Genomic DNA, 24,059 nt, shown 5'->3' with positions numbered 1-24,059 from the left:
GGGCGTGGAAACCCCTCTGAGACACCTCGGTCGCCGTATTCGGAGGCCGGGTGGCATACGCGTATGTCCAACCGGTTTGACCGGCAAAGGCGTATGCGCTCGTTGTCTCAGCGGGTTTCCAACATCCGGCTTTGGCCGTCGCCTCAACAACGTGTGGTGGCGGACAAAGCGGAGGTTCTATGGATAGGGGATCAGAAAACTCTGATAGCTCTGCAACTAGAGAGAGCAACGGTGGGTCGCCGGTAGCAGGGCGGCTAAAAATCGGTGCTGTCATATGCGTGTTGATCACCGCATTGGTGGCTAGCGGGATCGCGTATCGTCAAAGCCCCGAATATTTGGCTGCCGCCGCGCGAAAGAAGGAGGATTTGCTGCGAGCCAATGCCAAAGCTAAGGAGGCCAACGAGCGCTATCTGGCTGAAACTCGGAAAATGGCGCAACTTCAAAGGGAGGTTGACCAGGCCGTAAAAGCCGCCGCCGACGCCAAGGTGAGGGCAGAACAGCGAAAAGGCTTCCACTGCCTCAATGACATAGATGGGTCGCACTGGGATATGCAGGCCGCCATAAAAGCGCGCCTCCGTAATCCAGGATCGTTCGAGCATGTTCAAACTGCTATCATGCCAGCGGAGCATGGAGAGCACCAGGTCATTATGACTTACCGCGCGCAAAATGGCTTCGGAGGGATGAACGTGGAGCAGGCAATCGGGGTATTGAATGCCGCCAGTTGCAAACTGATCAGGTTGGACGTTCCCGGCTGATGCGCACCAGCCAAGTTTAATTTAAGACGTAAGGGCATGAATTTGCTATGATGGGTCAAGTAGGGGTTATCCATCGTGGACGAAAAAATTAGACTTGTTCGTTATCTGGATAATATTGGTCGCATCCGTTTATCAGATAATTTTTTCCTTCGTGATTTTCTTCATAGTGAGATTGCCACTGCTTTTGGCATTGTGAATGTTCCAGATGATATTGATTTTGCCGTTGAAGCAGGTTCGCGCCTTTGTCAGCATTTGCTTGAGCCTATACATGCAACATTTGGCAAGGTGTGCGTCCGCTCAGGGTATCGTTCTCGGCAACTCAATGCACTGGGGCACCGCTTCCGATTGGGCTGCGCCAGCAACTCCTTTAACTATGCAAGCCATATTTGGGACGCGCGAGACGCAGCGGGCCGGATGGGCGCGACGGCAACCATCGTCATTCCTTGGTTCGTAGATTTCCTGGAGAAGGGCGGCGATTGGCGGGCCATGGCATGGTTCATCCACGATCACCTACCTTACTCGCGGATGAGCTTTTATTCCAAGCTGGGAGCGTTCAATCTCCAATGGCGCGAACAGCCGGAACGAAAGATTATGAGTTGGCGACATCCGAAAGGTGTTCTTATCCAACCAGAGGTAAGAGATTTATTTGATGACGGATATGATTACCGCGATAGCTTCCCTAGCTTTGTGGCCGCGAACCGGAATATTTAGAATGTGCTTTTGCTTCTAAGATATGCCTACTCGGTCGAACGCTATGGGATGCTTGTGGACCGTGACGCTCTCAACGAGATGGAGCAACAGCTTAACGAATATGTGAACGCCAAATATCGTGAACTGATAAGGCTAGTCCCTGCCGCCGTCCGCCGCCGCCATCTCCAGAAGGGATTGTCGCTGGGCAGGGATGCCTTTAAGCGCGACATCCTCTTCTCTAAGGACGGCTTTAACCTCAAGCCCCGCCTATTCACCAAAGGCACCAAAGACCTCGACAAGCACGAGCAGGTGCCGCAGGTAGGCAAAGATCATCTCACCTATTTCGTCAACGATCCGCGCCCTAACGTCGCACGCTTCTGCTCTGAACTGATCGCCTTTGGCGCAGCAGAAAAGATGCTATCCACCTACGTTGGCAATGAAGAGGAAGGATCAGGCTTCCACAAATATATCGCTTCCGACGGCAATATCTACCCGTCCTACATGCTCCACAGGACAGCGACAGGGCGCACGGCTTCTGCTTAATTGGTTTTGTGTATGCGGCGATGGCCTCGACTGGTTACAAGGGCGAGATTGTCTGGGTGATTATTGAGCTTGTCACCATCGATGTGATGAACATGAAGATCATCTGGTAGGTTCTCAATCTCAATTCCAATCATCTTTGCCATTATAATCCGATGAACGAAATACCGCTTCCCTCTAACTACTTCTGTCAAATAGCCACGACCATCGGAGCATTGTCCCTTATGGTTGGGAGGGTGCTTTCCAGAAGCGGGATTATTTTGACCCATCTTTGAAGCTGCATATCGGATAGACTTGAGGGTGCGCCGTTCATCCGCTGGGATGTCTTCTTTTACGATCTGAAGTGCTGTTCCAATCGTTACTTGGTTCCGAGATGCGATTTGAGTGAGTGTATGGCTGCTTCCTCGGTATGCCATGACGATCCGCCCGCGTGTTCTCGGTTGTGAAAGATGACGTTTTGAAGCGCTCATAAGTTTATCCGGAATATTGTTATAAATTTCCTATATCATAGAAAACTGAAGAAATAACTATCAATTTATTTGACGAATGATCTGCGATTTCGTATAAATTCTTAATGTCCATTTTGATTTTATAAGTAGGCAACATGTCGGCAGTCTTCGTCTCTTATTTGAGGGTGAGCACTGAACGGCAGGGCGTTTCAGGTCTCGGCCTTGACGCTCAGCGCGCCTCGATAGATCGTTTTGTTCATGCGTGTGGCGGGACTGTCATTGAAGAATTGACGGAGATCGAGAGTGGCAAGCGATCTGACCGTCCGGTGCTGGAGCAGGCGATAGCGTTGTGCCGGAGAAGGAAGGCCACGTTGTTAGTGGCAAAGTTGGACCGGCTAGCCCGCACTGTATCGTTCATAAGCCGTCTCATTGAGACGGGCGTGGATTTTGTAGCGGTCGATAATCCACACGCCAATAAGCTCATGGTCCATGTAATTTCGGCTTTTGCTGAGCATGAGCGTGACTTGATTGCAGGGCGAACGCGCGCAGCCCTTGTTGCCGCAAAGGCGCGCGGTATCACGCTGGGCAATCCGCGAATTGAGGAGGCAAGAGACGCCGCAGTAGCGTGCATCAGGAAGTCTGCCGATGGCTATTGTGCAAACATCGCCCCGATAATCGCGCAGATACGAGCGTCGGGCGTCAACTCCTTGCAGGGCATTGCTGATGCGCTTACGGCGAGAGGAGTTCGCACCCGAAGAGGTGGTCAGTGGCATCCGGCGACAGTCCGCAACATCGAACGTCGTTATTTCGCCGCTACGGGGTAACGATTGCAACTCGTTGCACCAATTGTTCCATTCCCTCGCGCGCGCGCGCAGGAAACGCGCATTACAGATAGACAAGTCTATCAACATTAGCCTAGTGGCGGTGTTGTAAATCTTGCTCCGCTTTTTCTGCCCAAAACCTGCTCAACTATCGATTTTCGCGTCTTCCTCACCTTCCATGCGCGGACGAACCTGTAGCAGCCGCCATTGGAAGAAGTTCTTTTGGTTACAGTTGGGGCAGAAGCACGAACCGAACTGGTCATATTTTAGGGTCATTAGTCCCCGGCGAGGAATATGAACAACCGTATCGCATTCGTGGCATATGACAGAGAACACGTCGGCTTCGAAACCAACGTCTTGTCCAACTATTTTAACGATGTATGTGTGCTGGCAATTGGGATTGATACAAGAGACTTGCTGGCCCTGATGAAGCAAAGATGCGCGTCGTTTGTTTTTCTCCCCGCACTCACAGACGAATGACACCTCCTCGCCGATGCCGGAGAAGGTCATCGTTGTCTTGGAAAGCCGTTCTAGCTCGCGACTGACCTCTTCCACTTTGGCGCGTATCTGTTCCTTGTCGCCATAGGGGGGTATATGGTCTTCCTTGTGTTCGGGTAGACGGACGTGCAGCGCAATCTTTGCCAGCGCATTCCACAGTTTTTCAATGATCCTTGGGTCGAAACCCACCTCTGTGCCGATCTCCACATATTCTTGTTCCTCCGGCTTCTCGCCAGGTCGTGCCGGGTTTCTTGATATGTGAAGCGTGCGTGTTTGCGTGGCGTGTTGATCCACCTCCTTCAACAGCGTGTTCACAATCTGTCGTGGCTGCCACTTCTTCAACTGGGCGTGCGAGATATAATCGTGGCATTGGCGGAGGCGATCATAGCATACCTTTTCGAGTGCAAGTCTGGCTTCGAGGGCGGCGTATGTCACGCTTGCGTCAGTATCCTCAGCAAGCAAGGCGGCAATGCGTTCGATTATCGGCGGCAAGTTTATCATTGTCTTACATTGGCAGCGTGGAGTTCCGGTGTCACCTCGCGTGCATCGGTGCATGAGGAAGGCTGTGCGTCCTCCGGCACGAAGGTCTCAAAGGCTATGCAGAGTTTTCTGCGCTCGCTTTGGGTTGTAGAACGCCGTCTTGGCTCTCGAACATGCCGCTGCCAGCTACTAACCTCTCGCAGTAATCCAATAATAGGTCTTCATCGGACAGGTGCGATGCTGCCCTGTCAGCCAATTTGAGCCTCTCCAGAAGAGTTTTTCGTGTCAGATTGGCGAAGGCTTCGACAAAAAATTTAAACAGGTCGTAAGGGGTCTTTGCCCCCTTCGAAACTCTCTTGACCTTGCCATTGTATGCGTCTGGGTGATTTTTGAAATCCGTCAATTGGGCATCGGAAAGATTTTCTCGGAGAAGCATGTGTCTGCCATCGTCTGTGCTGACCGCAATCATGGCAGCTTTCCACGTTTCCATCACCGTCACGTCGGTCACGGTCCCGGTAATATGGTTCCCATCAGGCCCGGCCCCTTCGAAGGAATATCTCTCACCAATCGTCAGCGGTGGCCGCTCACCTAGCAGCGTCGTTGCTGGCATCGAGCCATCGAATGTCGTTGGAAAGCGAAGAGTGTGGGCGATACTTTCCGCCACCCGCAGAGCGTCAGCATGCTTTTTTTCGCTCCGGTAAAAATCTGACAGTTTGTGAAAGCCGGGCCGATTAAAGTCCGGGATGCCCACGCTGGTGGGAATGGCGATCATCTGTGCTGGGCCGAGAAGGTCGCGGTGAAAGGTCATGTTCGTGACGAACACATAAGCAGATTGGCCGGGTTCCAAGTCTTTCTGCTCATAGGTGGCTAGCCTACTGTTCACGGCCTTCACAAAGGCAGGTCGGTTATCGTCGCTGGCGTCCGGGTTCATTTCCGCGTTCAAGTCGATGAAGATCATCCGCTGGTTAGCGGCAGGTTTCTTCAAAGCGCCATTCAGATGCGAGATTAGCTGGGAGGTGGCGATCCCTGCCTTTGTTGAAACACCATCCTTGTCGGTCTTGCCGAACAGGCCGGAAACCGACCGCATCTTTGCTTCGATCCAGAACTTTTGGCCGGTATCCTTGGAGATCGCTGCAAATTCGCAATGCTTTGTTGATTTGTCAGTTTCATCTTCAAGCACAAGGTCAAACCCGGCCCCAATGAGGGCGCGGGCTACCACCAATTCATAATATGCGCCTTGGAAATTCCCTTGATCGCGCAGCCGGGCGATCATGCGATCCTGTAATTCGATATTATGTTCGAGGAGATACAGGGCATAGGCTAGACCAAAATAGCAAGCCAGCACCCCATTAACCTCGATGCTGGTTGGTTCACCCGGTTGCTTGATTGTTGTCGCCTGCACATGGCAAAGCGCATCATACCATTGCATGATAGTATGGCGCTCATTCAGGGGCTTTTTGATCTCCGCATTGCCCCATTCGGGCGTCAATTTCATTTTGAGATAGTCGGATAGAAAATCTACAAACGTTTTCCATGTCCGGGAAGAATGGAGGCGGTTTCCTACAGCTACAAGCTGATGACCGTTGACGTTGGCGGAGATGATAGGTTTACCGCGACCTTGCTGGGTTTGTCGCACCTGCTCTTGCGCCTGAAGTCGTTCCCGAAACTGATGGAAGGCGTCAGGAGGAGGCATAGGTGTGGTAGGCTCCGATCCTAGCCAACCATGACAATGCTTGTATTTTTGCCCGCTGCCGCATGAGCAGGGCTTGTTTCGCCCAATTTTCATGTTCGTAGAGTAGCTGAAAGTTCGCATAAGCAAAGCGGGCTTGCTGTAGATGCAACTGGCATCCGGCTATAAAAGCAGATGACTGGCTAATGATGAAGCCAATCGCCCTAGATTTTTCACAACATGAATTGCAACTGGTTGCACGTTTTGGAGGGGCGCGAGGAATGCTGCCTCCTGGTGGGTGACCTCCGGAGCATAGGACCAGGTTTGCTGAAACTCTCCCGCTGTGCGAGAGAACCACCATCATAACGTTGGGGGGCGATATGGTGTTAGCGATTTGCAGCTCGGTCAATTGGGATGCAACGGGTTCGATGCTCTCAGGGATCGGAACAATTATTGGCGCATTGGCCGTAATCTATGCCGCCCATAAGGGATCGGACACGTTCAAACAGTGGCGGCGGCAGAAGAATGAAGAACGCCGTATCGAACTGGCCGAACAGGTCTTGACCCTCGCCTACAAACTTCGCCGTGCCATCGAAGGTATCCGTTCGCCTGCAATGTGGGGCGCTGAACAGAACGAAGTTTACGATGAATTGCGGAAAAACGGCGTCATCGACGACCAAACACCGGAAGGCCACAAGGGCATTTTGGCGACGGCGCAAGCCACAATTTCCCGGTCGAATGCTCAAAAGGCGTTATGGGACGCATTGCTCGACACCATGCCGACCGCAAAGGCCGTATTCGGGGACGAGGTTGAAAATGCCCTCAACGAAATTTGGAAGCAAAGAAGCCGCATCATCACAGCCGCGCAACGATACGCACGCTTCATTCATCAGACCACTCCCCACACCGAAGAAGCGAGAGAAAAACAGTTCAAGAAGCAAGATGAAATAGAAGCTGTCATTTGGTTTGGAGGGGACGCTGACGGTGTTGATGCCGTCGCGAACAGCATAAACGGAGCGATTAAGTCTTTGGAAGACACGTTGTTGCTTATAATCCGATCCGATACTCCGTTCGGTATAAGCAAAAATGGGATAGATTAACCGATATTCTTGCCAAAAATACGGGGGTTTACATGCAAACGTTGATCGTTTGGCTGGAAGGTCATGACAAGCTGGCAGGGTGGGCACAGTTCTTCGGTGCGATGCTAGCTTTGGTTGCCACTTATTTTACCGCCTTTGTGCCTATCTGGCATCGGAAACACCAGTTGAATAACGCAGCGAAGAGATTGCTGTCTCACGGCTTTGAGGTGGTCGAAAGCTATCATCGCACATCGGCGTTCTTTCTGCCGTTTCCAATATCTCTAAAGGCGGCGGCGCGCAGCATTAGCGCTGTGGTTGATGAAATTAATCGGTTTCCGGTCTTTGAGTTGGACGATCAGGGAGAGCGCTCAACCGCCCGGCACCTGTTCGCTTTAGTCGCCACCCTCGATTTGATACGCATGGCCCTCGAAAATTTCGCCAATGATCTCGAAGGCAAGCAGGCTTCGGAGGATGATCGCGATTTCATCCGTGACTTTGTGGGTCAGCATCTTGAGTTTATCCAAAAGATGTTAGCAGGCGAAGAACTCAAACGGCCTGAATGGCCGCCAGAAGCATCATTAAATCCGTCATAATAGATCGGGAGCGCCCGCGTTCAGGGTTGTGCAAGCCGAACCCCTCTGCCAATGCGGAAGACGCAGCCGAAAGCACGCGGGACGCTAAGGGGGCTGCTTAAATCCCTAAATGTCCCGCTGCTGGTCTAATGCGCATTGTTCGGCTCATCAGTGACACGCGCTAGATGGAGGGGTAGCTTTTGAAGCTCAACTTCGCCTTCGAAACCAGCAAGCCAAGCGGGGCGACTTTCAGCCTTTCCGCAGGGATTTCGATCCCAGTGGTTGTGGTTTTGTTGGTCATCAGTTTCTTCGCGACGCTGTTTTGATGGGTGGAGTGGCTCGGCAACGGGTCACTCCATTTCGTCAGGCAATGCAGGCGCGCCTGCGTCGGGGCATGGGCTGTTCATTGCCCTCTTGCATGCCTTTCGTAATCGCCCCCAATCTTGCGTTCGAACAGCACATCGTCATGTTTTGCCAAGGGCTTTCCGCCCTCTGGATACCTCGGCCACCCTACGCGGATGGGACGCGTGGCATTGCCCTTCCGCCTGAGCCGAACCATGCGTGCCGTTACGGTGCACCTTCCTGTACGTCCTCATGCTGATGGGCGATCACTCGATGTGCAGCCTCTTCGGTCCAGCGCATAATTTGCTCGTTCAGGGCCTCGTGATTGGCCCAGTAGTTCGTCGGAATGAACGCATCGACACGGGAGAGCAGGTTCCGGCTTTTTGCATCGTAGATGTGCAGTTCGCCATTGCCGACATAATCGCGGATGAACCTTGTCAACTCGGCGGCGTAAATCGCAGCCTGGGCCGATCCATCGTCTCTGCCATATATGTTCCGGTCCCATTCAAAGCGTAGCCGCTCTTCGCCAAAATCAAGAACGAACACCATTTCCACCAGTTCATCCGGCGAACGATAGACAAGCTGCATCATCTTTCCCTGCTGAGAGACGTGAACGGGAACCATACCCTTGAGCGCCGTGAACGGATCGCTGCGCCTTAGCTCCACATCGATATGGGGAAGATCGACGGTCGCTCCCTCTGGCGGCTCGATCTCATCGAGGGCGCCCTGCACCAAAGCGGGACCGAGCCGCTCTTTAAAGCCAGCCAGTTCATAGAGGTGCTCTTTCCATATTGTGTGCCGGGTTTTGATCCCCAGGACTTCTTCAATGGCTAGTTCAGCCAGCCCGCGCATAATCGGCAGTTCGCCCTGCAAACGCTCGTAATCGCTCGCGTCATCCGGGTTAATAATCGGAACCGCCGCCGCGTGCGCGATGGCCTGCCTGCCGGATCTATAGAGATGGCCTCCCAGATCGACGACGCCGGTTGCCTTTAACTTCTCCAAGGCTTCCTGGCCCTGACGGTCAAAAATCCGTTCAAGGTTCGTGGCGACCCATTCTCCGCGCGCGCGTCCATCCGGGAGCGCCGCTTCAAGAACGCGGTAGAACGACAAAAAGGCATAGGCTGGATGATTTAATCCCCGGCCTTCCCGCATCAATGCCAGTGCGACACGGCCCCGATCCTCCGCCGGTTCGGGCAGATAGGTCAAATTCAAATCACGGGTGATGGTCAGCCCGAACGATTTTTCGCGGCCCATTGGTCTCGGCAAGTTGCCACCCGTGAAGAAGGGAACGATAACGCCGGAGCCTTCTGACCATGACATCGCACTCAGAAATCGTAGTATTCTGGACCGTGCCTCTTGATCTGTCTCATCGCCCTTTTTGAGCGCAACCGCCGGATAGCTTTCTTTGGTAATAGGCAGGAGGAAGAAGTCCGTATCTTGATAGGTATATTTTTGCTGTTCAACCGGCCAGCTTATCCCTGTGTCAAGATTGGCAACTATCCAATGACCATGTTCGGCGAGTTCGCCGACGAAAATGTCCTTCAGTTCAGCTATCTCGATGTCGGCCATTGGGACACTATATCCTATTCTTGCTTTTACGCATCTGGGCGTTTCCATACGTGCTGCCCTTATACCCCATAAGCGGATCGTTACGGCACTGGACCTAGCTAAAAATTCGTGTTTTGTTCTCACCCATGGAATTCAGCAACCGAGAGATAGCTGGCCTGGTTTGGCTGGCAGTTTTCATCCTGTTTGCTATGCGGAAACGGGATGTCCGCAGCTCGTTCGTGGGCCTCGTAAAGGCATTTTTTCAACCTTTGATTGTCGTACCGCTCGCCTTTGCCGCAATCTATATCACGGGCGTGGTCGTCCTGCTTGAGCGGTTCCAGATCTGGACCGTTGGCAATCTCAAGACGACGATACTTTGGGCGTTCTCTTTCGCATTCGCCACGATGCTAGATATCAACCGTGTCAGCGGAGACCGGACATTTTTTGGAAAAGCCGTCCGCGACGCGGTTGGCATTACCGCCACTCTCACTTTTATGGTTGAGTTCTATTCCTTCAGTTTACCCGTCGAGTTGATCGCCGTGCCGAGCCTAACACTCATGGGCATGATGCACGTCCTTTCGGGCCATAGGCCAGAGCATGCTGCGGCTGGCCGCGTTCTCGGCAGTCTGCTCTCGCTAACCGGGCTGGGGTATATCGGGTATAGCCTCTACCAGACGGTAGCCAACCTTGCCGCGTTCGCTACGCTCGACACGCTGCGGGAATTTGGCATTCCAATCGTCCTGACGGTCTGCTTCCTTCCGTTCCTGTATCTTCTCGTACTCTACGCCGTGTATGAACGTGTGTTTATGGGCCTCGGCTGGTCGATCAAGGATGATCGGCTCCGCCGATTGGCAAAGTGGAGAGCCTTTTTCACTTTCGGCCCGAAGCTCCGCCTGCTTGAGCGATGGGCGCAATCAGTCGCCCGCTTCAATCCAGACGACAGGACCGAGCTTCTGCAATCCTTTGTCGAGATCAAAACGATGGCGAAACGAGAGGCCGATCCGCCGCCTGTTCCGAATGAGGATGGCTGGTCGCCCTATGCGGCAAAGACTTTCCTCCGCGCCGAGGGCCTGCCCACCCGTGATTATCACCGCTCATTCGAGGACGAATGGTTCGCGGGATCGGGCTATCTGGAAGTCGGTGGCGGTATCATCGCCAACAATATGGCCTATTATCTCAACGGCAATGAGAACGCCGTGACGGAGCTGAAACTCAAGCTAAACATCAATAGCCCGGCAGAACCGGCAGAAGCAGAAACGCGGTTCCGCGAGATCTGCCACGTCCTGCTGGCGCGGGCGCTTGGGGAAAGTGCGGCGCAGGTCGCCGCCGGGAAGATTGTCGCACTGGAGGAGTTCAGCGCGAACATAGCAGGGAAAATCGTCACGCTGTCGAAAGAGGAATGGCAGGGCGGGATAAAGGGCGGATATTCAAGAGGGCTGGTGATCGGATGCGCGGGTTCCTAACGGTCTCCGAATACAGCCGTTATCTCAAGCCCATCGCAGAGTAATGAAACTTCAAGCGTTGGTCTGGTGGGTGAAGCGCTATCTTCGATGTCGGACAAGCCTGCATTGTGATTTTTGCTACAAAGCATGCTACAAAAACAACAATCTTAAATGAAATAATCCATTGTAATATATTAATAAACGTCAATTGGTGTGGTTTCCCTCCCTCTCCGCCACCTAGCTTTTCTTCCCCATCCGTGGCCCGATGATCGCAATCTGCTCTCCGACATCTGACTTGCCAAGCCGGTGACTTGCCAAGCCGGACACGGCGGCGGGTCCGTCAGCGGATCGGCACCATATTCGATTGGGCCTATGCTTCGGGCTACCGCGCGAGCGAGGCGCCGATGCGGGCGATCACCAAGGGGCTCCCCCGCCAACCCAGGAAGGAGGGGCATTTCGCGGCCATGCCCTATGCGAAGGTGCCGGCCTTCATGGTCAAGCTAGCCGAGCGGGAATCCTTCAGTAGGTTAGCGCTGTGCTTTGCCATCCTGACTGCCGTGCGATCGGGTGAGGTGCGCGGAGCGGTGTGGGAAGAATTCGACCTGGAGGAGAGGCTCTGGACGATCCCAGCTGCGCGCATGAAGGCAGCGCGCGAGCATGTCATTCCCTTGTCAGCCCCGGCACTCGCTATCCTCCGGACAAGCCGGAAGCGGTCGATCGTGTTGGTCGAAGCAGACAAGCGACCAAGCGCCACTTCTTGCCGTTAGCTTTGAGTTCACGTCAGCTGAAGCGGACATCTCCTCGAATGCACCTCCTGCATGGCGGCCGAAATAAATCGGGACACACATTCATTTGTTCTCGTGCGGTTGTAATCGGATGAGCTCAGAGATTTGTCTTCGATACAGTGCCGAGCGGACAGTAGCTCGGAGGGACCTAACGCTCTCGCATGGCTTCCTTCGCTTTGTTGATGGGTTTCAGCAGATATTGAAGCACCGTCTTGCGTCCCGTGCGGATTTCGACATTGGCGACCATGCCCGGCATGATTGCATGTTCGCGCCCGTCTTTCGTGCGCAAGCTGGAGTGGCGCGTACGGACATAGACGCGATAATAGACCTGCTCGCGGTTGACCTCGTCCTGCAAGGTGTCCGGGGAGATGCGATCTACCGTCCCGTCCAGCGTGCCATAGATGGATGGGTCATAGGCGGTGATCTTGACCGTGGCCGGCTGGCCGGGGCGGATGAAGGCAATGTCGCGGGGGCTGATGCGCGCCTCGACAAGCAGTTCATCCTCCAGCGGAACGATCTCCATCAGGGATCCGCCAGGCTGGATGACGCCGCCAATTGTCGTGACCTCCAGATTCTTGACGATGCCGCGCACCGGCGAGATCAACCGGGTGCGGTTAAGCTGATCGCGGCGTCCGCCGATGACCTGGTCGATGACATCGAGTTCGGACCGGGTCTTGGCATATTCCGCGTTGGCGTCGATCACATATTGGTTGCGCAGGGAATCGAGCTTGGCCTGCAGTTCATTCTCCTGCCGCTGAAGCTGGATGATTTCGACCCGGTTCGCGGCGCCCAGATCCACGAGCGGCTCCGTCATCGCCAGTTGCCGCCGCGTCAGGGCAAGTGACTGACGCAGACTGGCAGTGGCAACCTCCAGATTTTCGCGGCGGGACCGGAGGAGCTGCATTTCGCGCGCGACAAGCGCGGGGAGGGCCTGCACATCCGCACTGAAGCGCGGCATGCCGCCATTGATTTCCGCCTCCAGCCGGGCGGCCGCGGCTTCCAGCGCGCGCGCCTTCGCCTCCGCTTCGCCGAGCATCGAGCTGAAGCGCGCGCGATCCAGCGTCGCAAGTTGCTGACGCGGCTTCACTATGTCGCCTTCATGGACGAATATGCCGTTGACGATGCCGCCTTCCAGACTTTGTATCACCTGCGAACGGGATGGCGGCGTGACCTTGCCCGGGCCCACGGCAACCTCATCCAGAACGCCGAAATAGCTCCAGATGAAAAAGGCGATGACCCCTGCTGACACCAGCGGAATGATGCGCAGGCCACCGATCAGGCGGAGCCAGCGGCTTTCCTTTTGCGGATCGATGCTGGCATGGATGTTGGCGGTCATCGATTTTGCTCCGCCCGCGATACAGGCGGTCTTTGCAACTGTGCCAGAACCTGCGTCTTCGGGCCGTCCACCGTGACCCGGCCGCCATCGATGACGATGATGCGGTCGACCAGTTCCAGCAGGCCGGGACGATTGGTGGTGACAATCAGGGTGCGGCCGACCAGCCAGGCGCCCAGTTGGGCGACGAGGTTACGCTCGCTGATCTCGTCGAGCGGGGCCGTGGGCTCGTCGAGCAGCAGGATGTTGCTGTTGCGCAGCAGAACGCGCGCCAGCAGCAAGGTCTGCCGCTGTCCCCCGGAAAGGCCTGCGCCGCCCTCCTGCAGTAACAGGTCCAGTCCCTTGGGATGGCTTTGCAGCAGGGGCAGCCCCCCGCTCACGCGCAGGGCCTCCAATATCTGGTCGTCAGTCGCGCCCGGCGCTCCGATCAACAGATTTTCCCGAATGGTGCCCAGGAACAGTTGCGCGCCCTGGCCAAGATAACCGGTGTCGCGCCTGACATCGACGGGATTGATCAATGTCATGGCGGTGCCGTCCAGCAGCAGGTCGCCGCCGGTAGGACGGGCAAGGCCCGCCAGCAGCCGCAGGAGCGTCGATTTGCCCGCGCCGATACGCCCCAGCAGGGCGACCCGTTCCCCGGCACTGATCGTCAGCCGGTCGATCGTCAGCGCGGGAGCGGATTCGGGATCATAGGCAAATCGCAGATCCCTTGCCTCATAATGACCGCGCAGGCCGCTTCGGCGCAGCAGGCCCTGTTCGGGGTCGTGATCGACGGGCTTGGCAAGCAGGTCATCCAGTCCCGCCAGTGCCACCTTGGCATTCTGCCAGCGGGTGAAGATCTGGCCAAAAGGCACGAACAGCACGAGAGCGCGACTGGTGAGGATGGAGCAGGCGATGACCGCGCCCATGGTCATGTCGCCGCTCATCACGCGGAAGGCACCGGCCAGGATCACGACGGTATAGGCCAGTTGCTGGAGCGTCTGCGTCCAGTTGGTGAAGAATGCGGCGACGAAGCGTTGCTCCGCGCCGACCCTGGTATTGGCGAGCGTCAGCCTTTCCCACATGGACTGGAAACGGGGTTCGGCCTGGGCGGCCTTGATTTCATCGATGCGCTCTATGGATTCGACCAATATGGCGTTGCGAAGCGCCGCTTCGCGCATTCCTTCGCCAGCCAGGCGCGCCAGCGGCCGCTGCAGCAGTATGCCCGGAATGACGATCAGCGCCGCCGCGCCGATCAGAACGAAGGTCAAAGGACCTGCGAGGAGGGTGAACAGCGCCAGGAACAGGATGATGAAGGGCAAATCGATCAACGCCCCAACGGTGGTTGAAGTCAGCATCTCCCGCACCTGTTCGATGTCGCGCAGCTGGGTGATGAGAGCGCCCGTCGAGCGCGGGCGGGCGTCGTTGCGGATGTCGAGGGCACGGGCGAAGACGCGCGCGCTGATCTCCAGGTCCGCCCTGCGGCCGATCCGGTCGACGAGCTGGACACGGGCGGTCCGAAGCATCAATTCAAGCAGCAGCGCCATGCCGGCACCCAACGCCAGCACCCAGAGCGTCGGCAGAGATTGCGCCGGAATGACGCGGTCCCATACCTGCATCGCGAATAGCGATGTGGCAAAAGTCAGCAGGTTGCCGACCAGTGATCCAATCATCACCTCACCATAGCCGCGCCTGTCGCCCATGATCACATCCCAGAGCCACGACCGGCTGGGCTTGCGCAGAAATTCGTCAAGACGGGCATCGCGCGATTTGGTGGAAAGCGGTTCGACAAAGCCGATCCGGCCGGTAGCCTGCAACTGCAATTCGGCAAGCGATATGTCCGTCGGCGCATCGCGGCGAAGCGCGGGCATCGTGATCCGGGCGCTGTCCCCGTCCCGCGAGAGGAGCAGCACCGACCGGCCGTCGCGTAGTTCGACAATGGCGGGCAGCAGCATGGCCGGGATCGTGTCGATCGCCATCTGGATGATTTCGAAGCGGATGCCGGACAGGCGCGCGGCGTGCACCAGAAGCTGCTCCATGTCGGCATCGGGCGACCAGTATAGCCGCGTCATCAACTCGCTGCTCGTTACCTGCACGCCTTTCAGGGTGGCCAGTCTGGCAATGGCGCTGACCCAGGGATTGTCGGAGACGTCGGAGAAATCAGCCATGCTCTTCCTCTCCTTCGGTCAGGCGCGCGGGAAGGCCGAGCGAGGGCCGCAACGTTCCACGGACATTTTCAAAACGAATCCGCGCCGCCAGCACGTCATATTCGGCGACGATGCGAGCGCTGGCCGCGCGATAGATTTCCAGCTGGGTGTTGAGCAGTTCGGTCAGGGTGCGCTTGCCGAGCTTATACTCCTCGAAGAAGATGCGGCTTGCTTCCTCCGCCTGCTTTTCCTGATGGCTGAAGGCTTCGATGCGCAACGCACCGCCGCGTATTTCCTGCCGGGCCGTCAGCGCCCGGCCTCGCGCATCCAGCAGCACGGAGTCGCGCGCTGATCGGGCGGCACGGCGTTCTTCCTCCGCCGCGCGGACCTGATAACGGGTTCCGCGCTTGTAGAGGTCGCCTGTGACGGTGACGAGGGCCGAAAAGGCGTTGTTTCTTTCATTATATGTGTAGTTGTTGCGCGTATAGCCCAGTTGCAGTCCCAGTTGGGGGTAGCGCTCCGCCTTGGCCTGGCCGACTCGCGCGGCGGCGGCCTGTTCGGCCTTGTCCGCAGCGACGATGGCCGGAAGAGAGGCAAAGTCGGGCTCTTCCTCGGCTGCGCCGAAGCGGGCGATCTGCGGGTTCGGGTCCTGATAAACAGTCGGCATCGCCCCGGTCAAATTGGCAAGCGCGGCGCGGGCGGTGATGAGGGACGATTCCGCCAGGATTGCATCCCCGCGCGCACTGTCCACGCGAACATTGGCAAGCATCAGGTCGGATTTGTCGGAAATCCCGGCATCAACGCGAAGGCCGATCAATTCACGCAGATGCTCCAGCGCCTCGACCTGTCTTGCGGCCTCCCGCCCAAGCAGCTCGAACCGCTTCACCTGGAGGAAGGCGAGAGCGGCCTGTTCGGCAAGCTGATCCGCTACCGATTCCAGTTCATACCGACGCTGCTCCTCGGTCGAGCGGGCATAGCCGATCTCCCCCTTCGCGCGACCGAAATCCCATATGCGCTGCTGCAAATAGAGGCTGGGCCCGGCCATATTGTCGTTAAGCCCCGAACCGCTTGATCGGGAAAACATGTTCGGCCCCAGATTGGCCTGATAGGTCAATTGCGGCGTCCAGGCGCTTTTGGCCGCGCCCAGATCGGCCTGACCGCGCGCAAGTGCCGCATTGGATCGCGCGATCTCCGGATGCCTGGCCAGCGTCATCGCAACGGCGCCAGCAATGTCGATGCTGGCCTGGCCTACGTCCTCGACAGAGGGCTGCGCGACCTGCGCCGCAGCCGGCAGTCCCGCCATCATCGACAGTAAGGGCGCGCTGGCACGCCATGCACCGTTTTTCATGCTTCTCCTTGTCATTGACCGATCTTTGTCGGCCTTTCCCCTGAAGATCCTATATTCAGACAACGACCATTACAGGGTCCTCCACATAGATGTTGGTGGTGCCCAAGGCGTAATGATCGAAGGCCTGCCCGTTGATCAGCGTCTGCCCCTGCAAGGTTGCGCCAGTCATGGTGACGCTGTCGTTGAGATCGCCTGTGACGATCAGTTGATGGCTTGCCTCCGTGGCGCGGATGATGCCGGCTTCCGTCAGCGTAATCTGTCGCCCTGCATCGCCCACACCCAAGTCGATCCGCTCGATATTGCGAATGTTGTTTACGGCGTCGAGGTTCAGCACCATCCCCGTCCCGCTGTCGATCAGCAGCGTGTCGACGCCGGTTCCGCCATCGATCGATGCATCGGCCGCGTCATGGACGAGCACATCATTACCCGTCCCGCCATTAAGGGTGTCGGCACCGGCTCCGCCGCGCAGAAGGTCATTACCGCCGTTGCCGTTCAGCGTATCTGCGCCGCCATGGCCATAGAGCCTTTCGTTCGCGGCCGTGCCATTGATCGTGTTGGCGCTGGCATTGCCTTCCAGCACGGCGCTTGAACCACTGGCGTTCAGCAGGCTCAGATTGGCAAGCGTGCCTGTGGCCGAACTGGCCGTTAGCCCATTCATGTCGGTCGCGGTGATCGTCGTCGTATCCAGCACGTTAAGGCCGAGCAGCGTCAGATCCTGATTGAAATGAACCGTGTTCAGCAGTTCATTGATGGCCTGATTGCTGATCGGCCCACCATCGAGCGCCGTGACGGTCAGGACGGAGGAGGGCGCCAAGATGCCCAGCAGCCCGGGATTGTTGGCAATGGAAACCTGCAGGCCCAGTTCAGCCGCCAGAGCGTTGGAAGCCGTCAATGTGAAAGCGCCCAGATTGGCCGACAGCAAGGGTGCGAAACGCACCTCGACGCTGCGCAGATTGTTGTTGGGATCGTAGGCGGTGAGGGACTGGGTGCTGAGATCGATCAGGCCCAGCGCTTCTGCCCCCACCAGCCCCAGCAGGGAAGTGCCGCTGGCCTGCACGATCGGCGCCTGATTGACGTTGGTGATCGTGAACTGTTGCGCTTCCACATCGCCTATATTCCCGGCGGAATCGATGACGCGGACATTGACGCCATGCTGGCCGACGGCAAGCGTACCGGGGCCGTAGAACCAGCTCGTCCCGCTGGCCGTCGCAGAAACCCAGGTGCCTCCATCGATCTGGATTTCCACCCGTTCACCAGCGCTGAGGGGCGCGGTCAGGGTGCCCGCTATCGTGGGGGAGCTGTCCTGCGTCGACCAATCGCCGACCACGCCTGTATCCTGGGTAAGGGTGGTGATGGCGATACCGGCGGTCGGCGCGACCGTATCGATAGTGACGGAATAAACTGGCGATAGGCTGCTGGCATTGCCGGCGCTGTCAAGCTGGGCAACGGTGAAGCCATGCGATCCGTTCGCCAGCGCCCCGCCGGGGGTGAAGCTCCAGTTACCGCCGCCGTCAGCAACGGTCGTACCCAGCAACGCGCCATTGTCGAAGATCTGGACGGTCGATCCGGCTATCGCCGTCCCGCTGATTTGCGGCAACACGTCATTGTTGATGCCGCCATTTGTGACCGTGCCGGTCTGTTGGGCGACATCGTCCGTGACAGCGGTGATCGTCGGCGCGGGCGGCGGAGTGAGGTCGACCATCAGGGTGAAGGCAGTGGAAAGGGGGCCGGCATTGCCCGCCTCGTCGGCCGCCGACGCGGTGAAGCTATGCAGCCCTTCGGCAAGCGGGCCGACGGGAGATATGCTCCAGTTGCCGCTGGCGTCAACCACGGCCGTGCCCACAGGACTGCCATTGTCGAACAGCGTCACCGTCGCGCCTATTTCGCCTGTGCCTCGAATCTCGGGCGCGCTATCGTTGGTGAGGCCCCCGTCCGTGATGCTGCCGGTGAACGCTGCCACATCGTCGATCGCCACCGTGATGGCAGGAGCAGCCGGAGCGGCGGTGTCGACATTGATGGTGAACGCGCCCGACGCAGGCCCGAACGTGCCACCGCCCAGCGCTTCGGCCGCGGTGAGATCATGGGTGCCGTCGGTCAGGGCGGTGGTGGGCGTGAAGGTCCACGCGCCCGATCCGTCGGTGGAAGCGGTGCCGATCTGCGTGCCATTGTCGAATATGGCGAGCGTGGTGCTGGCCGGTCCCGTTCCGCTGAGCGTAGGCGTGGCATCGTCCGTCAGGCCGCCGTTCAGGACGGGTCCGTTTACGGCGCCGACATCGTCGCTCACGCCGCCGATGACGGGAATGCCGCCTGCCACTGCGATCAGCGTGAAGCTGAACGGCGCTCCCTGAAGGCTTTCATTGCCAACCGCATCGATTGCCGAGGCCGTGATGCTATGGGCGCCCAGTGCCAGAGGGGAGCCGGGGGTAAAAGTCCAGTTGCCCGAACCGTCCGCCGTCGTGGTGCCGATCGCGGTGCCATTGTCGAAGATGGTGACCGTGGCAAGCGCCTCGGTCGTGCCCGACAGGACCGGCAAGGCGTCGTCCGTCAGGCCGCCGGGAGCAATGGGAGTCGGCGCGCCGCCCACATCGTCGCTGGCCTGGGTGATGATCGGCAGGGTGGGCGCAGCCGTGTCGATGGTGATGGTAAAGGCTGAGGACAGGCCACTGCTGTTGCCTGCCGGATCGGTGGCGACAGCGGTGAAATTATAGGTGCCGTCCCCCAGCGGCAGTGCCGGCGTGAAGGTCCAGTTGCCCGCCGGATCGACCGACGCGTTGCCCGCTGGCGTGCCGTTGCTGAAGATGGCGACGGTGGATCCCGGCTCGACCGTTCCCGACAAGATCGGCTGGACTTCGTCGGTCGAGCCTCCGGCCGCGACCGTGCCGGTGATCGATCCACTATTGTCTGTCGCGGCATCGATGACGGGCGCAGCCGGGGCCGCGCTGTCGATCGTCACCGCATAAGCGGTTGAGGCGCTGCTGCCGTTTCCGGCGGCATCCACCGTCACGATAGTGAAGCTGTGCGCACCATCGCTCAGCGGCGCGAGCGGCGTGAAGCTCCATGCGCCCAGGCCATCGACGGGGGCGGTGCCGATCGCGACTCCATTGTCCATGATGGTGACGCTCTCGCCTGGGTCCGCCGTGCCTGATAGGGTCGGCTGCGTGTCATTGGTCAGGCTGCCGTTCGGGATCGGGCCGATTGCTCCCGGCAGATTGTCGCTGATGCCCGTGATCGCGCCGGCATTGGGCGAAACCGTATCAATCGTGATCGCGAAGGAAGCAGACAGGCTGCTGACATTGCCTGCAGCATCAACCGCGCGGGCGCTGAAGCTATGCGGCCCGTCCGGCAAGGCGATGGCGGGCGTAAAAGCCCAGTTCCCCGAACCATCCACGGCGGCTGTGCCAATCTGCGTGCCATTGTCGAACAGCAGGACCGTGGCGCCGATGTCTGCCGTTCCGGCGATGGCGGGCCGATCATCGTCCGTCGCACCGCCGGGAGAGATTCCGCCCGTTGATCCACCCTGATCATCGGTCAGGGCCGTGATCGCGGGTGCCGCCGGTGCGATGGCGTCGATAACGGTCGATGCCGGGCCGGAGACATTGCCCGCCGCATCGCTGGCCGTGACGATCACGGTCGTTCCGTCTGGAACCACGCCGATCGGATCGAAGGTCCAGTTGCCTGATGGATCGGCGGTGACGCTGGTGTCCGCCGACCCGTTGCCATCCAGATCGATGTTGATCGTCGCGCCGGCTTCGGCCGTGCCGGTCAGCACATCCCCGTTGCTGGGGCTGATCGTGGGTGCGCCGGGGGCAGCGGTATCGATCGTCAGCAGGAAGGGGGCCGATGCCGCGCTTTCATTGCCCGACCCGTCCGTCGCGGTCACTGTCAGGCTGTGCGCGCCCTCGCTCAGCGGCGCGCCCGGCGTGAATGTCCAGTTGCCCGACCCATCGACGGTGCCGTTGCCCAGCAGCACGCCATTATCGTAGATGGAAACGGTTGCGCCCGCTTCCACGCCGCTCCCCGCTAGCAAAGGCTGGGTGTCGTTGCTGGTCGCGCCGCTGGACAGCGCGGACAGGACAGGGGCGACATCGTCCGTTGCGCTGTCGAAGGTGGGAATGGGCGGCGGCGTGCTGTCGATCGCGGTCGTGACGGTTACTGTTGAAGGTCCAGAACTGTTGCCCGCGCTGTCGCTTGCCGTCGCGCTGACGAGGGTGCCGTTCCCCAGTGGCGTGCCAAGGCCGACCGACCATTCGCCCGCACTGTTGGCGGTCGTGGTCGCGTCGGCCGCTCCATCGCCATTGATGTCGATGGCGATCATGGCCCCCGCCTCGGCCGTGCCGGATATGGTGTTGCCGTCCGTAGGGTTCATGGCGGGCGCGGCAGGGGCAGCGGTGTCCACCGTGATCACGAAGGGGGATGACGGACCCGAGATATTGCCTGCTTCATCCGTTGCCGTGACGGAAAAGCTGTGCGCGCCATCGGTCAGAGCAGCGGGCGTGAAGGTCCAGCTGCCGCTGCCATCGGCCGCCGCCGTGCCGATCTGCGCGCCATTGTCGTAAAGATAGACCGTCGATCCTGCTTCCGCCGTGCCGCTGAAGGTCGGCTGGACGTCATTCGAGCTTGCGCCATTGGCCAGCCCGCCGATGATCGGCGCGACATCGTCGACGATGCCGGTGATGACGGGCGCCACCGGCACGTCAGCGTCCACCACGCGCGACGCTGGCGGGGAAAGGTTGCCCGCGGGGTCGCTTGCCGTGACGATGACCGTAGCACCGTCGGGCAGCCGGGCGTCGGGGACATATTGCCACTCACCCGTTCCATCGGCTGTGACCGTGACATCGACCGTGCCGTCGCCGTTCAGATCCAGATTGATCGTTGCCCCCGGCTCCGCCATGCCGCTCAATCCAGCGCCATTGCTCGGGCGGATCGTAGGCGTGTCTGGCGCGACGGTATCGACCGTCAGCACAAAGGCTGGAGAGGCGTCGCTTTCATTGCCGAAGGCGTCGGTTGCCGTCACGGTCAGGCTGTGCGCGCCTTCACCCAGGGCGTCGGTCGGAGTGAAGGTCCAGTTACCGGCGCCATCGGCCGTTGTCGTGCCGATCACCGTGCCGCCGTCATAAATGGAAATGGTCGCGCCTGCTTCGACGCCGCCGCCCGCCAACAGTGGCCGAACGTCGTTGGTCGCGCCGCCGTTGCTGAGCGGACCCTGTGCCGGATCGACATCGTCCGTGACGCTGCCCAGGATCGGCACGGCCGGAGGAGTCGTGTCGAGGCCGGTATCCACGATGGCCGAGCCGGGACCGGACCGGTTTCCTGCCGCATCCGTCGCCGTTGCGCTGACCTGGGTGCCGTTCGCCAGCGACGTTGGCAGAATGATGCGCCACTCACCATTGGCGTCGGCTGTCGTCGTCGCATCGGCAATGCCGTCCCCATCGGTGTCCAGCTCTATCGTCGCACCGATTTCGGCAGTGCCGGAAATCGTCGTTCCGTCGGTTGGTCCCAGGACAGGGGCTGCAGGGGCGATCGTATCGACCGCAAAGGCAAAGGGGGACGAAGCGGCGCTGATATTACCCGCTGCATCAGTCGCGGTCACGCTGATGATGTGGGCACCCTCGGCCAGTGGGGCGGCCGGCGTGAAGCTCCAGGCGCCATTGGCGTCAGCCGTCGTCTCGCCCAGCAGCACGTTGCCGTCATAGATGGAAAGCTTCGCTCCAGCCTCGGCGGTGCCGCCAAGGGTCGGCTGCCTGTCGTCGGTCGCGTCGCCGCTGGCGATACCGCCGATGATCGCTCCGACATCGTCCGTCAGCGTGACAAGGACCGGCGCGGCCGGGGCGCTCAGATCCAGGGTCAGGGACGTGGGCGGCGAGACATTGCCGACGGCATCCGTGGCGGTGACCGTGACGGTGGTGCCGTCCACCAGCGGCGTGGTCGGGGTGTAGGCCCAGCGTCCGTCGGTTCCCGCGACAACGGATGCATCGGGCGCGCCATCGCCATTGAGATCGATATTCACGGTCGAACCGGCTTCGGCCGAACCGTTCAGCATGGTTCCGTCCGTGGGGTCGATCGTCGGCGCGGCCGGAGCCGCTGCGTCCACCGTGATCTGACTGGGTGTGGAGATATTACCGGCACTGTCCACGGCCGTGACGGATATGCGGGTGCCATTAGGGATGGGGTTGGGCGGCGTATAGGTCCAATTGCCGTTGGCGTCGGCGGTCACGCTGGCGTCGATGGAACCATTTGCATCCAGATCGATGCGAACGGTTGCCCCCGCTTCCGCCGTACCGGAGAGGGAGCGCCCATTGCTGGGGGATATTGCCGGGGCGGCGGGAGGCGTCTGATCGACAGGCCCGGCAGGCCCTCTGTTGCTACCCCCGCCGCCCGCTGCTGCGGCGATGCCACCCCCCAAAACAAGCGCGCCGAGACCAGCGAGCAGCCCGTCGCTGATCCCGCCGCCCGCTGCCGCCGCTGCGCCAATACCGCTGGCCATGGGCGTGTAGGCGTAGCTCAGCGCCTGGCTCGTGGCATCGGTGGCAAGACCGCAGGCGGCATCGGTGAAGCTTACCAGCCATTCGCCCGCACTGGCCGGGTCTGCGACGAACAGCTGGCTGATGTCTTCAGTGGGACAGGCGAAATAGCCATCCAGTCGGATGGTAGATCCGTCGGCGAAGTGGATGATGAGGTCATCGCCTTCGCGCAGCATGGAGGAAACGCTATTGGGCGGAGCGACGACCTTTATGACGGATTGGGGTTGGACGGAGACGACCGCGTTCCGGTCAGTTACAGCCGTCTTCTCTGGAAGCTTCGATCCACGTTGCTGGATCTCGACATGCTTGTCCATCCACCATCTCCCACTGAGGGCCGTGGCTGTTTTCGTCACCCGAGGGTGGCGCGTGCCACAATCGCCTAACGACTCATGAATACCACTTGATATGGGCCAGGAGCAACAATAAATCCTTTATTTACAATGGATTAACTGAAGATTGGCTGTAGAAGAGGCTGCCTCGCGCGCCTGTTCACCATGGTGCAAAATGGAAAAATCGGCCGAACAGGGCTGGAATTCCCTAGCGGCTCGCCCCGTCGAGAGCCGATGGTCTGAAGAGCAGGGCGTTATCGACTGAAACTTGAGATCTTCCAGAAAGTTCCATACCTTAGCTGGCTGTGTGTGGAGACAAAGAAAAAATTACGCGATCGACGAAGGATCTTAACAGCAATTGTCCGCGACCATGTTTAAGAACTATTCTGCTGATCCGTTTTGGAGCTCATGAATATTCGCTTCCTGGTTTCGCCGCTGGTCGGCAGTCTCTTGGCCTTGCCCACCGCGGCATTGGCAGCTGATAAAAAACTGAACATGGAGGTGAGCGTACGGGTCGTTACGCCATGTACGATTGAGCTAGAGAGAGTGCGCTGCGCCACAGTTGAGCATTTCAATAGCAGAGTCACGCGGGTCGGGGTGGCTCCTGTTCTGCCTGGTCCTAAACCCCCTCCCGGTGTTGAAGCAGAAACGCCCCTGCAGATTTTCATGCAAGAAGTGACGTTTTAACGACTGGTCGGCAACCTATTGAAAAGGAGAATCAATTTTCAAAAC

18 protein-coding genes and 1 pseudogene are annotated in these 24,059 nt (G+C 58.7%); 10 read left to right on the top strand and 9 right to left on the bottom strand.

The annotated features are described in order from the left end of the window. The first annotated feature begins 278 nt into the window (after positions 1-278). The 3 genes from L286_RS35820 to L286_RS35815 all read left to right on the top strand — a co-directional run bounded on the left by L286_RS35820 (position 279) and on the right by L286_RS35815 (position 1,988). The gene (locus L286_RS35820) at positions 279-755 is read left to right on the top strand and encodes a hypothetical protein (RefSeq protein WP_020819998.1); all 477 of its coding nucleotides are present in this window, start codon (positions 279-281) and stop codon (positions 753-755) included. Between the two features lie 75 nt (positions 756-830). Further along, a complete protein-coding gene (locus L286_RS48525) occupies positions 831-1,466 on the top strand; it encodes a hypothetical protein (RefSeq protein ID WP_025160469.1) in 636 nt (211 codons plus the stop codon). 48 nt (positions 1,467-1,514) lie between these two features. Next, positions 1,515-1,988: a hypothetical protein gene (locus tag L286_RS35815; protein ID WP_020817785.1), complete on the top strand. Its 474-nt coding sequence runs from the start codon at positions 1,515-1,517 to the stop codon at positions 1,986-1,988. Here L286_RS35815 and L286_RS49825 read toward each other — a convergent pair. Next, positions 1,985-2,122, bottom strand: coding sequence for an HNH endonuclease (locus L286_RS49825; RefSeq protein ID WP_380775781.1), 138 nt, complete (start codon positions 2,120-2,122; stop codon positions 1,985-1,987). The two genes, L286_RS35815 and L286_RS49825, sit on opposite strands and share 4 nt — an antisense overlap. 467 nt (positions 2,123-2,589) lie before the next feature. Here L286_RS49825 and L286_RS35805 point away from each other — a divergent pair, with 467 nt between their 5' ends. Continuing rightward, positions 2,590-3,258 carry a recombinase family protein gene (locus tag L286_RS35805; protein WP_021223466.1) on the top strand — a complete coding sequence of 223 codons (669 nt, stop codon included), beginning with the start codon at positions 2,590-2,592 and terminating at the stop codon, positions 3,256-3,258. Positions 3,259-3,399: 141 nt separating this feature from the next. Here the strand turns inward: L286_RS35805 and L286_RS35800 are convergent, their stop codons facing one another. From L286_RS35800 to L286_RS49820, 3 genes and pseudogenes are all read right to left on the bottom strand, one after another. Continuing rightward, complete coding sequence (locus L286_RS35800; RefSeq protein WP_021223465.1) at positions 3,400-4,254, bottom strand: hypothetical protein; 855 nt, start codon at positions 4,252-4,254, stop codon at positions 3,400-3,402. A gap of 94 nt (positions 4,255-4,348) precedes the next feature. Continuing rightward, complete coding sequence (locus L286_RS35795) at positions 4,349-5,926, bottom strand: hypothetical protein (RefSeq protein WP_235181740.1); 1,578 nt, start codon at positions 5,924-5,926, stop codon at positions 4,349-4,351. Positions 5,927-5,953: 27 nt separating this feature from the next. Further along, a pseudogene (locus L286_RS49820) lies at positions 5,954-6,019 on the bottom strand (SEC-C metal-binding domain-containing protein); the annotation flags it as partial. Between the two features lie 263 nt (positions 6,020-6,282). Here L286_RS49820 and L286_RS35790 point away from each other — a divergent pair. The 3 genes from L286_RS35790 (at position 6,283) to L286_RS49590 (ending at position 7,879) form a co-directional block, all read left to right on the top strand. Then, on the top strand, positions 6,283-7,002 hold the full coding sequence (locus L286_RS35790; protein WP_025160470.1) for a hypothetical protein: 720 nt from the start codon (positions 6,283-6,285) through the stop codon (positions 7,000-7,002). Between the two features lie 32 nt (positions 7,003-7,034). Continuing rightward, entirely contained in the window at positions 7,035-7,574 is a 540-nt protein-coding gene (locus tag L286_RS47915; protein WP_020817792.1) for a hypothetical protein, read from the top strand. 179 nt (positions 7,575-7,753) lie between these two features. After that, complete coding sequence (locus tag L286_RS49590; RefSeq protein WP_268745325.1) at positions 7,754-7,879, top strand: hypothetical protein; 126 nt, start codon at positions 7,754-7,756, stop codon at positions 7,877-7,879. Between the two features lie 241 nt (positions 7,880-8,120). On the opposite strand, the gene mauJ is transcribed toward L286_RS49590, so the two are convergent. Continuing rightward, on the bottom strand, positions 8,121-9,464 hold the full coding sequence (gene mauJ / locus L286_RS35785) for a methylamine utilization protein MauJ (RefSeq protein WP_020817794.1): 1,344 nt from the start codon (positions 9,462-9,464) through the stop codon (positions 8,121-8,123). 125 nt (positions 9,465-9,589) lie between these two features. On the opposite strand from mauJ, the gene L286_RS35780 reads away from it, so the two are divergent. Continuing rightward, positions 9,590-10,906: a hypothetical protein gene (locus L286_RS35780; protein WP_020817795.1), complete on the top strand. Its 1,317-nt coding sequence runs from the start codon at positions 9,590-9,592 to the stop codon at positions 10,904-10,906. A 383-nt stretch (positions 10,907-11,289) separates the two neighbouring features. Next, positions 11,290-11,652 carry a tyrosine-type recombinase/integrase gene (locus L286_RS35775; protein WP_020817796.1) on the top strand — a complete coding sequence of 121 codons (363 nt, stop codon included), beginning with the start codon at positions 11,290-11,292 and terminating at the stop codon, positions 11,650-11,652. Positions 11,653-11,818: 166 nt separating this feature from the next. Here the strand turns inward: L286_RS35775 and L286_RS35770 are convergent, their stop codons facing one another. The 4 genes from L286_RS35770 to L286_RS35755 are packed head-to-tail and all read right to left on the bottom strand — an operon-like array spanning position 11,819 to position 23,312. Beyond that, on the bottom strand, positions 11,819-13,006 hold the full coding sequence (locus L286_RS35770; protein WP_020817797.1) for an HlyD family type I secretion periplasmic adaptor subunit: 1,188 nt from the start codon (positions 13,004-13,006) through the stop codon (positions 11,819-11,821). Continuing rightward, on the bottom strand, positions 13,003-15,150 hold the full coding sequence (locus L286_RS35765) for a type I secretion system permease/ATPase (RefSeq protein ID WP_020817798.1): 2,148 nt from the start codon (positions 15,148-15,150) through the stop codon (positions 13,003-13,005). The genes L286_RS35770 and L286_RS35765 overlap by 4 nt, the downstream gene beginning before the upstream one ends. Then, entirely contained in the window at positions 15,143-16,477 is a 1,335-nt protein-coding gene (locus L286_RS35760) for a TolC family protein (protein ID WP_020817799.1), read from the bottom strand. Before L286_RS35760 ends, L286_RS35765 begins: the two co-directional genes overlap by 8 nt. Before the next feature lie 55 nt (positions 16,478-16,532). Continuing rightward, positions 16,533-23,312, bottom strand: coding sequence for an Ig-like domain-containing protein (locus L286_RS35755; protein ID WP_029986396.1), 6,780 nt, complete (start codon positions 23,310-23,312; stop codon positions 16,533-16,535). Between the two features lie 423 nt (positions 23,313-23,735). Here L286_RS35755 and L286_RS48520 point away from each other — a divergent pair, with 423 nt between their 5' ends. Beyond that, positions 23,736-24,014, top strand: a complete 279-nt coding sequence (locus L286_RS48520) for a hypothetical protein (protein WP_125445802.1) — start codon at positions 23,736-23,738, stop codon at positions 24,012-24,014. Positions 24,015-24,059 lie beyond the last annotated feature (45 nt).

The sequence above is a fragment of the Sphingobium sp. HDIP04 genome (assembly GCF_000445085.1).
Lineage (GTDB): Bacteria > Pseudomonadota > Alphaproteobacteria > Sphingomonadales > Sphingomonadaceae > Sphingobium > Sphingobium indicum.
The sequence above is the reverse complement of the archived record's forward strand: the minus strand, read 5'-3'. Positions and strand labels throughout refer to the sequence as shown.